11 protein-coding genes and 1 pseudogene are annotated in these 15482 nt (G+C 69.9%); 9 read left to right on the forward strand and 3 right to left on the reverse strand.

Annotated elements, in window-relative coordinates; genetic code table 11:
• Positions 1 to 165 precede the first annotated feature (165 nt).
• From NIE79_RS10725 to NIE79_RS10745, 5 genes and pseudogenes are all read left to right on the forward strand, one after another.
• Positions 166 to 741, forward strand: a pseudogene (locus NIE79_RS10725) (amino acid ABC transporter ATP-binding protein); the annotation flags it as partial.
• A 294-nt stretch (positions 742 to 1035) separates the two neighbouring features.
• The gene (locus NIE79_RS10730; protein WP_238678406.1) at positions 1036 to 2040 is read left to right on the forward strand and encodes a multicopper oxidase domain-containing protein; all 1005 of its coding nucleotides are present in this window, start codon (positions 1036 to 1038) and stop codon (positions 2038 to 2040) included.
• 23 nt (positions 2041 to 2063) lie between these two features.
• Positions 2064 to 5999, forward strand: a complete 3936-nt coding sequence (locus NIE79_RS10735) for a ThuA domain-containing protein (protein ID WP_238678407.1) — start codon at positions 2064 to 2066, stop codon at positions 5997 to 5999.
• A gap of 8 nt (positions 6000 to 6007) precedes the next feature.
• Entirely contained in the window at positions 6008 to 7537 is a 1530-nt protein-coding gene (locus NIE79_RS10740; protein WP_238678408.1) for an OmpL47-type beta-barrel domain-containing protein, read from the forward strand.
• Positions 7538 to 7569: 32 nt separating this feature from the next.
• Positions 7570 to 8547: a hypothetical protein gene (locus NIE79_RS10745; RefSeq protein ID WP_238678409.1), complete on the forward strand. Its 978-nt coding sequence runs from the start codon at positions 7570 to 7572 to the stop codon at positions 8545 to 8547.
• Positions 8548 to 8616: 69 nt separating this feature from the next.
• On the opposite strand, the gene NIE79_RS10750 is transcribed toward NIE79_RS10745, so the two are convergent.
• Positions 8617 to 9753, reverse strand: coding sequence for a DUF1996 domain-containing protein (locus NIE79_RS10750; protein ID WP_238678410.1), 1137 nt, complete (start codon positions 9751 to 9753; stop codon positions 8617 to 8619).
• Between the two features lie 231 nt (positions 9754 to 9984).
• Positions 9985 to 10521, reverse strand: coding sequence for a hypothetical protein (locus NIE79_RS10755; RefSeq protein ID WP_238678411.1), 537 nt, complete (start codon positions 10519 to 10521; stop codon positions 9985 to 9987).
• 214 nt (positions 10522 to 10735) lie between these two features.
• Between NIE79_RS10755 and NIE79_RS10760 the strand changes: the two genes are divergently transcribed.
• The 3 genes from NIE79_RS10760 to NIE79_RS10770 all read left to right on the forward strand — a co-directional run bounded on the left by NIE79_RS10760 (position 10736) and on the right by NIE79_RS10770 (position 13009).
• The gene (locus tag NIE79_RS10760; protein ID WP_238678412.1) at positions 10736 to 11986 is read left to right on the forward strand and encodes a L,D-transpeptidase; all 1251 of its coding nucleotides are present in this window, start codon (positions 10736 to 10738) and stop codon (positions 11984 to 11986) included.
• A gap of 57 nt (positions 11987 to 12043) precedes the next feature.
• Positions 12044 to 12496, forward strand: a complete 453-nt coding sequence (locus tag NIE79_RS10765) for an Rv0361 family membrane protein (RefSeq protein WP_238678413.1) — start codon at positions 12044 to 12046, stop codon at positions 12494 to 12496.
• 129 nt (positions 12497 to 12625) lie between these two features.
• Complete coding sequence (locus tag NIE79_RS10770; RefSeq protein ID WP_238678414.1) at positions 12626 to 13009, forward strand: MerR family transcriptional regulator; 384 nt, start codon at positions 12626 to 12628, stop codon at positions 13007 to 13009.
• A gap of 78 nt (positions 13010 to 13087) precedes the next feature.
• Here NIE79_RS10770 and NIE79_RS10775 read toward each other — a convergent pair whose 3' ends face one another.
• On the reverse strand, positions 13088 to 14197 hold the full coding sequence (locus tag NIE79_RS10775) for an ROK family transcriptional regulator (protein WP_238678415.1): 1110 nt from the start codon (positions 14195 to 14197) through the stop codon (positions 13088 to 13090).
• 41 nt (positions 14198 to 14238) lie between these two features.
• On the opposite strand from NIE79_RS10775, the gene NIE79_RS10780 reads away from it, so the two are divergent.
• Positions 14239 to 15459, forward strand: a complete 1221-nt coding sequence (locus NIE79_RS10780; protein WP_238678416.1) for an MFS transporter — start codon at positions 14239 to 14241, stop codon at positions 15457 to 15459.
• The last annotated feature ends 23 nt before the right edge of the window (positions 15460 to 15482 follow it).

Here is a 15482-nt window from a genome sequence, read left to right on the forward strand (position 1 = left end):
CCATGATACCTCCCGTCGTAACTGTGTTGTATCGCTGCTGCCCACCGTCCTTAGCTGCGACCCTATCATTAGTCATCACCCTCCGTGGCTGACTAATTTGCTTCTCTAATCATACGGGTACCACCGCGACCTACACTCTTTCCCTACCCGCCTCTCTTCCGATACATGGTCTTCCAGTCGTTCAACCTGTTTCCGCACCTGACCGTCCTGAACAACCTCACGATCGCCCAGCGCCGGGTGCTCCGCCGAGGCCGGGCCGAGGCCGAGCGGATCGCGCGGGCCAACCTGGAGCGCGTCGGGCTGACCGACAAGGCCGACGCCTTCCCGGCGCAGCTCTCCGGTGGGCAGCAGCAGCGGGCCGCGATCGCCCGGTCGCTGTCGATGGAGCCGAAGCTGATGCTCTTCGACGAGCCGACCTCCGCGCTCGACCCGGAACTCGTCGGCGACGTGCTCACCGTCATGCGCAAGCTGGCCGAGGACGGTATGACGATGATGGTGGTCACCCACGAGATGGCGTTCGCCCGCGACGTCGCCGACCGGGTCGTCTTCATGGATGGTGGCGTGGTGGTCGAGCAGGGGCCGCCGCAGGAGGTGCTGGGCGCGCCGAAGCACGAACGGACCCGCGCGTTCCTCTCCCGGGTCCTCGACCCGACCCACGTCGCGCAGCTCGGTCAGCCCGACCAGCCGCCCGCGCCGCCGCAGGCCCCCAGCCTGCCGGCGGACGATCGCCACCACCTCTGACGACAGCTCCCGCACGTCCTTCCCGCCGGGTTGCCGCACTGACGGCAGCCCGGCGTCTGCTTGCGTGTCAGCTTCATGTCAATCGACGGACGTCGTGATGTCAAGGTAATCTTTTTGCAATCAGAGCTGTACTTTCGTCGATGGATTACATAAGTTGCTGTCATCCATCGAAAGTTCTGAGTCTTCCGAGCAAAGCCCGCGACGAGCCTCACCCTCAGTCGTGCCACCGCCCGTGCTCGGCGGTCGATGCACACTGCCCTCGTCGCGTCTTCGCCCGGTCGGGAACGGAGACCCATGGACGATCACGCTGGTGGCCCTCACCGCCACCTGTCCCGCAGATCGCTGATCGCCACCGGCGCACTCGCCGCCGGGGCGTTGGGCGCGTCCGCCCCAACGATCGGCACCGCGTTCGGCGGCACCCCCGCCCGGGCCGCCGCCGGTGTCACCAAGAAGATCACCATCTACGCCGAGCAGTTGCCCGGCAACCTGTTCGGGTACGGCCTGGCGCCCGGTCAGGCCACCGTTCCGGGCCCGGTCCTGGAGATGTACGAGGGTGACACGCTGGAGATCACCCTGGTCAACACCACCAACCAGCGGCTCTCCATCCACCCGCACGGGGTGGACTACAGCACCGAGTCCGACGGCAGCCCGTTCAACGCCTCGTTCAACAACCCGGGTGAGACGCGGACGTACGTCTGGCGCTCGCACGAGATGGTGGCCGCGGCGGGCCGGCGGTACATGCCGGGCAGCGCCGGCTACTGGCACTACCACGATCACGCGATGGGCACCGACCACGGCACCGGCGGTGTCGCGAAGGGACTGTACGGGGCGCTGATCGTCCGGCGGCGTGGCGACATCCTGCCGTCGAAGCAGTTCACGGCGGTGTTCCACGACATGATGATCAACAACAAGATGGCCCCGGCGACCCCGATGTTCGAGGCGAACCTGGGCGAGCGCGTCGAGTGGATCGCCATCGGCCACGGCAACCTGTTCCACACCTTCCACCTGCACGCGCACCGCTGGGCGGACAACCGCACCGGGATGTTGGAGGGGCCGAGCGACCCGAGCCTGGTGGTCGACAACAAGGACCTCAATCCCGGCAGCTCGTTCGGTTTCCAGGTGCTGGCCGGGGAGGGCGTCGGACCCGGCGCGTGGATGTACCACTGCCACGTGCAGACGCACTCCGACGGCGGCATGGCCGGGATCTTCCTGGTGCGCAACGCCGACGGCAGCATGCCGCCGGGCGCCGAAGAGGCGATCCACCGGTTCCAGGGCCACACCCACACGCACGGAAGCTGACCGAACCGAAAGTGGGGACGGGGATGACCAGAAAACTACGACGAACCCTCGCCGCGGTAGCGGCATTCGCGACACTGATCCCGGCGACGACGGCGGCCGCGGCCGCCCCACGAACTGCCGCCCCGCAGGCGGCGGCGCCGCAGCAGACAGCGGTCCTGGTGTTCCACGGCCCGGTGGCCGAGCAGCAGGACCCGGTCGCGCGCGCGGTGGACACCATCAAACAGCTCGGTGCCGTTCATGACATCGATGTCACGGCCACCACGGACCCGGGTACCTTCACCGCGGCCGGGCTGTCCGCGTACCGCAGCGTGGTCTTTCTCTCCGCGACGGGCGCCGCGCTGAACCGCGACCAGGAGTCGGCGCTCCAGAACTACGTCAAGGCCGGCGGCGGTTTCGTCGGCATCGCCGACGCCGCCCGCGCCCAGGTCGACTCCACCTGGTTCACCGGCCTGATCGGCACCCGGCCGGCCGGCGCCATCCCGGTCGCCGAGCCGGTGACCCGGGTGACCGCCAGCGGGGAGAACCCCCCCAACGAGACCAAGGAGAAGCTGACCGACGGCGACGCCAACACCAAATGGCTCGTCCGCACCCCGACCGCCTGGGTGGCCTACGAGTTGAGCGCGTCGAAGAAGATCACCGGGTACGCGCTCACGTCGGCCAACGACTCCTCCGGCCGGGACCCGAAGGACTGGACCCTGCAGGGCTCCACCGACGGCCAGACCTGGACCGACCTGGACCGGCGCACCGGGCAGACCTTCCCGGACCGGTACCAGACCCGGCGGTTCGACATCGCCACCCCGCAGGAGTTCACGCGCTACCGGCTGAACGTCACAGCGAACAGCGGTGAACCGCTGGTCCAACTCGCCGACCTGCGCCTGTTCACCGGCAGCACCACAGCCCCGGAGCCGCCCGCGGTGAACCGCGCCGTGGTGAACATCCTGGACCGCAAGCACCCGGCCACCGCGTCGCTGCCGCTGACCATCACCCGGTCCGACCGCTGGGAGAACTGGGACCCGAACCCGATCGGCACCGTGCACACCCTCGCCCAGGTCGAGGAGCGGCACTACAACCCGGGGGCGGCCGCCAACGGCGCCTTCCACCCGGTGTCCTGGTGCCGGGACTACGACGGCGGCCGGTCGTTCTACACCGGCATGGGCCACACCGAGGGCAGCTACGGCGAGGAGGCGTTCCGCACGCACCTCGCCGGCGCCCTCAACTGGACCACCGGTCGGGTGCGCGGCGACTGCCAGGCCACCATCGCCTCGAACTACAAGGTGGAGCGACTCACCGCGGCCAACCAGACCGGGCAGCTGGACCAGATCGGGGAGCCGCACGGGCTCACCATCGCGCCGGACGGCACTGTGTTCTACGTCGGCAAGGCGGCCTGCCCGAGCGGCCCGATCGCGGACTGGGACAACCCGAAGGTCGGCCTGGGCTGCGGCACCATCCACTCGTGGGACCCGCGCACCAAGCAGGTCAAGCTGCTCACCACCCTGGAGGTGATGGGCAACCGGGGCAGTGGCTCCGAGTTGGTGAAGAACGAGGAGGGCCTGCTCGGCATCGTGCCCGACCCGAAGTTCGCCGAGAACGGCTGGCTCTACGTCTACTGGATGCCGCACGACTCGGTCGACCGGGTGAAGCGGGTCGGTCAGCGGACCGTCTCGCGGTTCACCTACGACCGCCAGGCGCAGACCATCGACCAGAGCACCCGCAAGGACCTGCTGCAGTTCCCCGTGCAGATCCACAGCTGCTGCCACGCGGGCGGCGGCATGGCGTTCGACGCCAAGGGCAACCTCTACGTCGGCTCGGGCGACAACAACTCCTCCGAGGGGTCGCAGGGTTACGCCGGCAACAACTGGACCCAGGAGTACCAGGGGATCTCGTTCCAGGACGCCCGCCGCACGTCGGGCAACACCAACGACCTCGCCGGAAAGATCATCCGGATTCACCCGGAGGCCGACGGGACGTACACCATCCCGGAGGGCAACCTGTTCCCACCGGGCACCGAGAGGACCCGGCCGGAGATCTACGTGATGGGCGTGCGCAACATCGCCCGCCTCCAGATCGACCCGGTGCACCAGTGGCTGACCGCCGGCTGGGTCGGCCCGGACGCCTCGTCGCCCAGCCCCACCCTGGGCCCGGCGAAGTACGAGACGGCCACCATCATCACCTCCGCCGGCAACCAGGGCTGGCCGTACTGCATGGGCAACCGGCAGCCGTACCGCGACCGCAGCAGCACCGACGCGACGGTGCTGACCGGCTGGTACGACTGCGACAACCTGAAGAACACGTCGCCGCGCAACACCGGACTGGTGGACATTCCGGCGGCCAGGGACAACATGATCTGGTACTCGCCGGACGGCGGCGGCCCGGTGTTCCCGAAGCGGACCGACGGCAGCGGCCTGCCGACCTACGTGGCGGCCGACGCCACCTACACGCAGCCGTACCTGCGTGGCGGCGGGCAGGCCATCATGTCCGGCCCGACGTACCACCGGAGCCTCGTCGACACCACCAGCGGCGTCGCGTGGCCGGAGCACTGGGACGGCAAGTGGTTCATCGGCGACCAGTCGAACGCCGCCAACCGGGTCGCGGTCACCGTCGACCCGGCCGGCGTGCCGCAGGCCGCCCCACCGGTGTACGCCGAGTCGCTGCGGGCCATCATCCCCGGCGGCAACGGCGACACCAAGTTGCAGAGCTGGATGGACGCGAAGTTCGGCCCGGACGGCGCGCTCTACCTGCTCGACTACGGCGGCGGCTTCTTCAGCCTGCACGCGAACCAGAAGCTGATCCGGATCACCTACACCGGCGGGGCGCCCACCCCGGCGCCGGCGGCGACCTCGGTGGCCGTGCAGAACAAGCCGCTGACCATCGCCTTCACCGGATCCCGCCCCGGCGGCGTCAGCCACCGCTGGGAGTTCGGCGACGGCGCCACGTCGACCGAGGCGGACCCCCGGCACACGTACGCCACTGTCGGCACCTACACCGCGAAGCTCACCGTCACGTACGCCGACGGTCAGACGACGACGGTGCAGACCACTGTGACGGTGGGCTGCGCGGTGCCCGACGACCGGTCGACGGTGTGGCTCGGCGACACCGACACCGGGGTGCCCAGTCGCACTGTCGGGCAGGGCTGCACTGCCAACGACCTGATCGACGACGAGAGCACCTGGGCCGACCACAACGGTTTCGTCCGGCACGTCACAGCTGTGGCCCGCGCGTTGCAGGACGACGACCTGCTCAGCAGCCGCGAAGTGGGCACCCTCACCCGCCTGGCCGCCGCGTCGGAGATCGGCCGGGACGGGCACACCGGGTACGAGCCGCTCTTCGACGGCACCGCCGAGTCGCTGCGCGGTTGGCAGCAGGCGCCGTCGGGACAGTTCGGCATCCAGCCGGACGGGTCGCTGCGCTCCAGCGGTGGCCTGGGCATGCTCTGGCACACCAAGGAACTGGGCGACTTCTCGCTGAAGCTGCAGTTCCGGGACATCGCGCCGGGCACCGGCCGGGCCAACACCGGAGTCTTCATCCGGTTCCCGGACCTGCGAACGCCCCTCGACCAGCGGCCACCGGACAGCTGCGGCACTGTCGGGTCGGCGCGCACCTCGCCGGCCTGGATGGCGATCTACTGCGGACACGAGATCCAGATCTACGACGGTGACACCGGTGAGCCGCAGAAGACCGGCTCGGTCTACAACTTCGACCCGGTGCCGCTGGCCCAGGCGGGCGTGACGCCGAAGAACGAGTGGAACGACTACGAGATCCGCGCCGTCGGGCAGCACTACACGATGATCCGCAACGGCGTGGTGATCAACGAGTTCGACAACACGCCTGGCAAGCAGTCGTCGCGCGCCGGCGACCCGCCGACGGACCTGCGGCAGTTCCTGCGCGGCTTCATCGGCCTGCAGAACCACGGTGACAACGACCTGACCGAGTTCCGCAACATCCGTGCGCGGGAACTCTAGGAGTGACGATGACCCGACGACTGACGGCCGCGCTGGCGGCGCTCGTGCTCACGGTGATCCCGTTGGCAGTGGCGCCCGCCTCCGCCGCCCCGCGTGTCGCCGCCGACCAGGTGTTGACCTGGACCGCCGACGACAGCATCACCCAGTACAAGTCCGCGCCCACCACCGCCGTGGCCGGAGCGACAACGATCATCTGGGAGAACAGCGCCGCCACCGGCAACACCACCGGGATGCCGCACACGCTGACCTTCGACACCAGCACCGAGGGCTACAACCACGACGTCACACTCAACATCCTGGCCAGCCCGTTCGACGCCAACGACGGTCGTCACCAGGCGACAGTGACGCTGACCCCGGGCCGGTACCGGTACTTCTGCTCGATCCCCGGCCACAGCTCGATGGTCGGTGAACTGGTGGTCACCGACGGCGGTGGCGGTGGCGACACCACAGCGCCGACAGTGACCGCCGTGGTCTCCGGCGACCAGGACCAGGACGGCAACTATCTCGGCGCGGCCACTGTGACAGTGACGGCCACCGACGCCGACTCGGGCGTGCAGACCGTCGAGTACCAGGTCGACGACACCAGCTTCCTGCCGTACACCGAACCGGTGCGGGTGACGGCGATCGGCGACCACGCGGTGCAGTTCCGCGCCACCGACCAGGCCGGCAACACCAGCGCCGTCGGCTCGGTGGCGTTCCGGATCGTCGAGCCGGGGGAGGAGGACACCACAGCGCCGGTGGCCGCTGTCGCGTTGGCCGGCGACCGCGACGGCGACGGCAACTACATCGGTACGGCCACCGCCACGTTGACCGCCACCGACAGCGGATCCGGCGTCGCCACCATCGAGTACGCCCTGGACGGGGCGGCCTTCACCGCATACACGAACCCGATCGTGGTGAACGCGGCCGGGATGCACATGCTGCACTACCGGGCCACCGACGTCGCCGGCAACACGTCGGCGGAGCAGATGTCCCACTTCACAGTCGTCGAGCCGCAGGCCGAGGACACCACCCCACCCACTGTCGCCGCAACTGTGGCCGGTGACCGCAACGACGACGGCGGGTACGTCGGCGCCGCGACAGTCACCGTCACGGCCACCGACGCCGAGTCCGGCGTGGCGAAGATCGAGTACGCGCTCGACACCGGAGCCTGGACGGCGTACGCCGCTCCGGTCGCCGTCCGCACGCCCGGGGCGCACACAGTGCGGTATCGGGCGACCGACACGGCGGGCAACTCCTCCACCGAGCAGTCGACGACGTTCACAGTGGTGGCCGGCGGCACCGACACGTGCCCCGACTCGGACACCCGGGCCACAGTGGTCATCGACGGGGGCGACACCGGTGTGGCCAACGTGGACACCGGCGACGGCTGCACCATCAACGACCTGATCGACGAAAACGCCGACTACCCCGGCCACGCCGAGTTCGTCCGACACGTCGAAGCGGTCACCGCCGCGCTCGTGACCGGCGGCACGCTCGACCGGCGGCAGCAGGGCGCCATCGTCCGGGCCGCGGCCCGATCGGACGTCGGCGCATGAGTCCTCGAACCTCACCGACAGGGAGTACCACGATGCCCGGACGTACCGTCGCCAAGCTCGCCACCGTGAGCGCCGTCATCGCGGCCTCGGTGCTGGCCGTGGCGCCCACCGCACACGCCGATCTGGTCACCCACTGCATCGGCACCGGCGGCGCGGTGACAGTGCCCAACGATCTGCTCGTCCCCGCCGGCGAGTCCTGCGCGCTCACCGGCACCACGATCACCGGCAACGTCACCGTCGCGGCCGGCGGCAACCTGGTGGTGACCGGTGGCCGGGTCAGCGGTGAGGTGCGCGTCGCCGCCGACGGTTACCTCGACGCGACCGAGACGACAGTCGACGGTCAGGTGGTGCTCGCGGCCGGGGGGTACGGCATCTTCCTGAAGGACGCCCGCACCGGCACCGTCACCGTACGGCCGAAGGGCTCCACGACCATCGACAGCTTCCTGTTCGCGGAGGCGTCCACTGTCACCGGGCACGTCACCGTCGGTGCCGGCGAGGTGCGGCTCGACCGGGGCACCCAGGTGCAGCGCAACCTCAGCAGCACCGGCACCTACTACACCGACCTGCACGACTCGTTCGTCGACGGCACGCTGTCGGTGCTCAACAGCGCCACCGGCAGCGTGGTGTGCGGCAGTGCGGTCCAGGGCCGGGCCACCTTCGCCGGCAACCTGGGCGGTGTGCAGCTCGGCCCGAACGGCGCCCTCGACAGCTGCGCCTCCGGCGGTTACTGGGGTGAGGACGTGAGCGTCACCAGCACCACCGGCGGCGTCACCGTCGACGACAACATCATCAACGGTCAGTTGGCGGTGACGTCCAACGACCCGGCCGCCCAGGTGGCCGCGAACAACCGGATCCGCGGCGGGGTCACCGGTGACCAGGCGGCCACGACCACCAACCGGTCGGCCCGGGTGGCCGGCCCGGACCGGGAGGACGCCGGTGACCAGCGGGCCGAGGTCCGCCGTACCTCGGCGGTGCAGGAGGCCACCGAGGCGGGCGCCGCCCGGCTCTAGCTGATCGACGCGGCGGCGGCCGGCCACCCCCACGTTCGGGGTGACCGGCCGCCGCCGTCGTACCAGGCCCTAGAAGTTACCGGCCGAGTTGCACTTCACGCCCTGGTCGAGGCAGTTGCGCACCCGTGCGGCGAGCGCCTCGTCCTTCCACGCGTTGAAGAAGTCCGCGTGCATCGAGAACGACGTGCCGGACGCGAGGGTGATGCCGTCCGTGTTCGCGCTCAACGGGTACGAAATCACGAAGGACACCGAGGGGACGGGCACCGGGTGGCTCTTCGGGCACGCCCCGGTGTGGTCCCCGTTGGCCATGTGCGCCTTGTGGTCGGGGCTGTCCAGGTGCTTGCCGTCCCAGCAGTCCGGGAAGGTGATCTGCCGGACGATGTTCGCGGTCTTGGCACAGACCGGGAACGTCTTGTCGGCGCTGCGGCCGATCTCGCCGCCGATGCCGGCGCACCAGAAGTGGTTGCCCTGCTTGTCGGGGGTGTCGACCTGGTTCTTGGCGTTACCGGTGATCATTCGCAGACCGAACGGGAAGGGCTGGGTCCTGCTCGGGTCCTTCAGGCGGGAACCGTAGTAGACGGTCACCTCCTTCGGGTCCACGACCTTGCCGTTCTGGTACATCGTCGGCACCCAGTAGGCGGACTGGTCATCCGGCGAGTTGCAGGTGGTCGCCTTGGACGCCCGCAGCGATTCGGCGGTCGAGTTGGCGTCGGTCGACTTGTTGCCCCAGAACGTGTGGTTGTGCGAACCGCCCACCAGTTTCGGCAGCACGATCGGGTCGTCACTGTTGTGGTGGCTGGTCGTACAGCCGACGTTGAATTCGGGCACCTTCACGGGGTTGCCGGTCACCGGCTTGGGCTTGCGCGCGAAGAACGCCTTCGTCGCGGCGGCCTGCGCGGCGGCGTCGATGGTGATCCAGCCGCCGGATGCGGTGGGCGGGGCGGCGCTGGTCGCCGGCGTTCCCGGCTTGCCCGGCGCGGACGGGGTGGCCGAGGTGCCCGGGGCGCTCGGCGTGGCCGACGGGTCGCCCGGGGCGGTGGCCGTCGGCGCCTCCGGGGCGGACGAGCCGATACCGGTGTCGCTGGATGGGCCGGACGCGCCGGGAGTGCCCGGCGCCTCCTTGCATCCGCCGGCGAGCGCCACGCTCACCAGCAGCAGGGGGGTGACGAAACGACGGTGTCGAAGGGTGGATCGGAAATCTATCAACGGGGGCGCACCTTTCTTCCGAGCCCGAAGAATACGAGTCGGCCCCCTGCTCGTTTCCCACTGAAACGATTAATTCTCCCTTAAATAGCGCTCAGCGATTGCCTGGTCAGCTCTGCGGAGCCGCCGCGATGTCGACTCAATCTCAATTCTTTGATCTTCCTCTAAAAACCGTAATCGACGGCTGCGGCGGCACTCTGCTTCTCTGCTGGGTCCCCGCGACCGCCGTCCTGCTCAACACTTGTCCCGCGCCTTGCGCAGGAAGGTCTCCCGGGACACGACAGTCGTCGAGTCGTGTCCGCGCGGCGCCAGCACCTGGTCCGGACCGATCCGTTGGAGGTCCGCGAGGGTGAAGTCCACCGGGATGGCGTGACGGCGGCTCGACCCGGTGACGGTGTAGGAGACTCCGGGTCGAAGTTCGGTGAGCAACTCGACGTCCACCTCGACGCCAGGCTCGGGCCCGGGGAAGTCGACCGGCTCGTCGACCTCCCAGCCCTCCGGCGGCTGACCCAGCAGGGTGACCTCCACGACCTCGCTCGCGGGCGGGCCGTCGACTCTCCACCTGTACAGGGACCGTTTGCCCGGTTCACCCTGATGGCCGTTCTCGTACACCCGGATATCGGCGTCATAGCCGTCGCAGGTGACCAGTACGCCGACCGGCCGGCCGTCCTGAACGGCGAGGGCGACGATCGGCTCATCCGGTGGGGTGCAGGCGGTCAGGAGGAGGAGGGGCAGCGGGAGCAGAATCCACTGACGTCGTCTTCTGCGCATGTCGGCCAGCATTCCACGGCGGCATCACGCTTCGATGCCCCGAGGATCACGAAAGGGAAGCGCAACGGACGGACCCGGACCGCGTGCCGTGCCGAACGTTCCCACCTTCGTTGCGTGATTTCCGGAAACAGCACAGGGCACCGTCGGCGCGGAGAGAATTGCCGCCACGGAGCACACGGAAGCCGGGGGACGTTCGATGGGGTTACGAAGGCGCATGGCGCTCGTGGCGGTGACCGTCGCGGCGACACCGCTGGTCCTCGGTGGGTGCACCACCGAGCGGAAGCCCGCCGCACGCCCCGCCGAGCGGGTGGTGCCATCACCCGAACTGACCCTCACGCCGGCCGACCTGTCCCGGAACGTGCCGCTCAGCGCCGAGGTGGTTCCGCTCGTCACGGGCGGGAAGATCACCGCCGTGCGCATCGTCGACGACGCGGGCACGCTGGTCCGGGCGGAGCCACGCGAGGACGGCTCGGCCTGGGTGCCGACCGCTCCGCTGCGGCCGCAGCGCACCTACACCGCGGCGGTGACCGCCACCGCCGACTCCGGGCGGACCACCACCCGCACCACCACCTTCACCACCGCGGCGGCGGCGACGAAGCCGCAGGTGACCAGCACCCTCTACTTCGCCGACAAGCAGACGTACGGCACTGCCATGCCGGTGACCATCGGCTTCGATCCGCCCGTTGCCAGGGCGGCCCGCGCCGACGTGCAGCGTCGGTTGTTCGTCACCACGAAGCCAGCCCAGCCGGGTGCCTGGTCCTGGGTGGACGACGGCAGCCAGGTCTTCTACCGGGCCCCCGACTTCTGGCGGCCGGGCACGACCATCAGTGTCCGGGCCGGCCTGGAGGGCCTGCCGATCGGCAAGAACCATGTCGGTGACGCCGACCGCACCGCGACGTCCCGGATCGGACGGCAGGTGGCGCTCGAAGTCGACAACGCCACCAAGCAGATGCGGGTACTGCGGGACGGCAAGCTGATCCGCAAGATCCCGGTCAGCCTGGGCAAGCGCAGCACCCCCACGTCCAGCGGCAAGATGGTGATCATGGAGAAGCACCAGTACACCACGTTCGACACGCGCGGCGAGCCGAACGGCGGCTACGTGGTGAACGTCGAGGACGCGCAACGGCTCACCTGGGGCGGCGAGTTCATCCACGGGGCGCCCTGGTCGGTGTCGGATCAGGGACACCGCAACGTCTCGCACGGTTGCACGAACATCTCGGCGGCCAACGCCGACTGGCTGATGGGCGTCACCCAGGTAGGTGATCTGGTCACCTTCACCGGCACCGAGGTCCGGCTCCAGTCGGGCAACGGCTGGACGGCCTGGAACACCAGTTGGGGTCAGTTCGTCAAGGGCAGCGCGCTGCCCGTACCCGCGGATCTGCGCCCGGCCCCGGCGTCGGCGCCACCCGCGCGTGCGGTTGCCGGCGGCGTGCCGACGCCGGAGCCGGCCGCCTCCGGAGGCTGAACCACCGACTGCCCGGCAGGCTCTCGCCCCTTGCCCGGCGGCCCTACCCTCCGGGCCATGACGTACGAGCCGATGATGGTTCCCGCCCCGAGGCCCAACCGGACACTTCGTACGGTCCTGATCGTCGTCGGCGCCCTCCTGGCGTTGTGCTGCGTGGTGGGCACCTGCGTCGGCCTCTGGCTCTACCGCTCGGTCAAGGACACCGTCGAACCGGCCCGGATGGCCGCGACGGCGTACCTCGACGACGTGCAGGCCGGCAACTACGCGGGCGCGTACGGGCGGCTGTGCGACCGGGTGCGCGACACCATGCCGCAGGAGGACTTCGCCCGGATCCAGAGCGCGCAGTTGAAGATCAGCAGTTACGAGATCACCGGCGTCAACGTCAACAGCTACAACGGGCGGGTCACCGGGACTGTCCAGGTCGAGATTGTCCAGGCGGCCACCGGTGCGAAATTCACCCAGGGGGTGGCGCTGGTCAAGGAGGACGGTGACTGGCGCGTCTGCCAGTGAGTCACAGTGCCGTCGCGGCACGGAGGTCGCCCCGGTCGTCGGTCTCCGGCCGATGAGTTACGGTAAAACCTGACGTTCACGTGAGGGAAAAGGCTGTGTGGCTGGCGTCACCGGCCGGGGGAGGGGTCCATGCGGATCGGGGAACTCGCCACGAAGGCCGGAGTGTCGGTACGAGCCCTGCGCTACTACGAGGAGCAGGGCCTCCTGACTGCCGCACGAAGCAGTGGCGGCCAGCGCCACTATCTCGACGACGCGGTCGACCGGGTGTATCTGATCCAGATGCTGTATGCCGCCGGCCTGTCCAGCCGAACCATCCTGGATCTGCTGCCCTGCGTCGACGCGAAGGTCAACACACCGCAGTCGCGGGCCATGCTCCGCGCCGAACGCGACCGCATCGATCGGCAGATCACCCAACTCCGGCAGGCACGCAAGCGGCTCGACGAGGTGATCGCGCTCAGCGAGAGCCCGGCCAGCGGCTGCACCCGAGCGGACACCGACGCCGCTGTGGCGTAGCGACGCGGCTAGTAGCCGTCGCCGGCTTCCGAGCTCGCGGCGATCGGTGGCGGCTGCGCAGGGCGGCGCTCGGGCTGCTCAGCTGCCGACGATCAAGGAATGAGCCAGCTCCGGGATGCCGTAGTGCTGGTCGAGGACCTGCATGGCGGCGCCCGCGGCGATCACGTCCGCGCCGAGACTGGACAGAGCCACAGTGGTGCTGAGCCAGGCCGCGCGCCGGGCGTCCGCCCCGACGGCCTCGGTGACCGCCGCGAGATAGGTCTGCGGGTGCCGGAGGAGGTCCGCGCCCGCCAGCACCACGTGCGCGAGGTCGAGGGTCTGGAGCAGGTTGACGACGCCGACGGCCAGCACGCGGGCGGCGTGCGCGATGTCTCCGGCCTCGGCTGCGCGGTGGTGCACGATCTCCAGGCAGCCGTGCCGACCGCAGACACAGCGCGGCCCGGTCAGGTCGACGACCGTGTGGCCGAACTCGCCCGCGTTGGTGTGCGCCCCCCGGTGGGCAGCGCCACCCAGCCAGAAGCCGCCGCCGATGCCGGACTCGACCATGATGAGGGCCGCGTCGCCGAACGTCGCGCCGTGCCGCCAGGCCTCCGCGGTGATCCCCGCGGTGACGTCCTTGTCCAGGTGGACGGGGAGGCCGAGGTGTTTCTCCGCGATCTCGCGCAGCGGTACGTCGTGCCAGTGCCGCAGGCCGTGGGCGTCCCGAACCAGACCGTTGGCGTGGTCGAGTGGGCCGATCATGCCGATGCCCAGCCCGGTGAGCCGGCTCCGCAGGTCGCCGATGCCGGCCATCGTGTCGATGCCGACGCTCAGGGCGTCGAGGAGCTGCTCCGGGGTGAAGTCGCGGGGCAGCGGGCTGACCGCCGAGTGGTGCACGGTGCCGGCCAGGTCGACCAGGACGAGCCGCAGCGTGCGTCGGGCCACGTGGGCGCCGATCGCGTACCGGCTGTCCGGAACGAGTTCGTAGACGATCGCGGGCTTCCCGATGCCCGGACGCCGGACGCCGGCGGGGCGGATCAGGCCGTCGGCGGCCAGCCGGGCGATGACCTTGGAGACCGCCTGGGGTGTCAGACCGGTGGCCTCGACCACCGTCGAGCGCTCGAACGTGCGGGCCGTGCGCCCCACCGCCATGACCAGGGCCTGGTTGTATCCGCGGAGGAAGGTGACGTCGGCAGTGACGCGAGTCATCTCACCACCCTATTACGCAACGCTGTTGCTAAATTTTTTCGGTGATCGAGTTGAGTAGAGGTCGACGGTTGGCGGCACTGGCCGCTCTGGCACTGGGCGGCGTCGCGGTCGGCCTGACCGAGTTCGTGGCGATGGGGCTGCTGCCCGACATCGCCCGCGGTCTGCTCCCGAACGAGTACGCGCAGTCGTCGTCGGACGCTGTCGCCCGGGCCGGCTGGACGATCACCGCGTACGCGCTCGGCGTGGTCGTCGGGGCACCCCTGATCGCCGCGTTGAGTGCGCGCCTGCCCCGCAAGAAGCTCGTCCTCGGGCTGCTCGTGCTGTTCGCCGTCGGCACTGTCGCGTCCGCGCTCGCCCCCACCTTCGACCTGGTGCTGGTGGCCCGGTTCGCGGCGGCGCTGCCGCACGGCGCGTACTTCGGCGCGGCCGGTCTGCTCGCGGCGACCCTGATGGGCCCCGGCAACGAGGCCCGTGGGTTCGCCACAGTCATCGGCGGTCTGACAGTGAGCAACCTCGTTGGCGTACCCCTCATCACCCGGCTCGGGCAGGCGGCCGACTGGCGGGTCGCCTACCTGGTCATCGCCGGCTTCTTCGTCCTCACCCTGCTGGCGGTGCTGGCGGTCGTACCGGAGGTCGCCGCGGCGGTCGACGGCTCGCCGGCCGCCGAGTTGCGGGCGCTGCGGACCTCGCAGGTCTGGCTGGTCGCCGCGACCGGCGCTGTCGGATTCGCCGGCTTCTTCGCGGTGAACACCTACATCGCGCCGGTCACCACCGATGTCACCGGCCTCTCCGCCGCGACGGTGCCGTGGACGTTGGTCGCTGTGGGTCTCGGGATGACCGTCGGCAACGCCCTGGGTGGCTGGCTGGCGGACCGCGACCTCCAGCGGAGCATGGTCATCGGCTTCGTGGCGATGATCGTGAGCATCGCCGTGTTCAGCCTCGTGGCGTCGACCCGCGTCGGCCTGTTCGTGGGCGCGTTCCTGGTCGGTGCGACAAGCCTCTATCTCGGTCCGGTCCTACAGGCGCGCCTGATCACCGTCGCCCCGGGAGCGCAACTGATGGGCGCGGCGGTCAACCAGTCGGCCATGAACATCGCGAACAGCCTGGGCGCCGCGCTGGGCAGCGTCGCCATCGCCGCCGGATTCGGTTACCTCGCGCCGGCCCGGGTGGGCGTCGTCCTGGCGGTCGTCGGGTTGATCCTGGGGCTGGTCAGCTTCGCCGTCGGGCGACGGGTGCGCGACCGGGTCCCGGCCACCGTCTGAACGAGTGCGCGCGGGGCCCGGCC

Origin of the sequence: Micromonospora trifolii (genome assembly GCF_022229005.1) — a bacterium.
GTDB classification, from domain to species: domain Bacteria; phylum Actinomycetota; class Actinomycetes; order Mycobacteriales; family Micromonosporaceae; genus Micromonospora; species Micromonospora trifolii.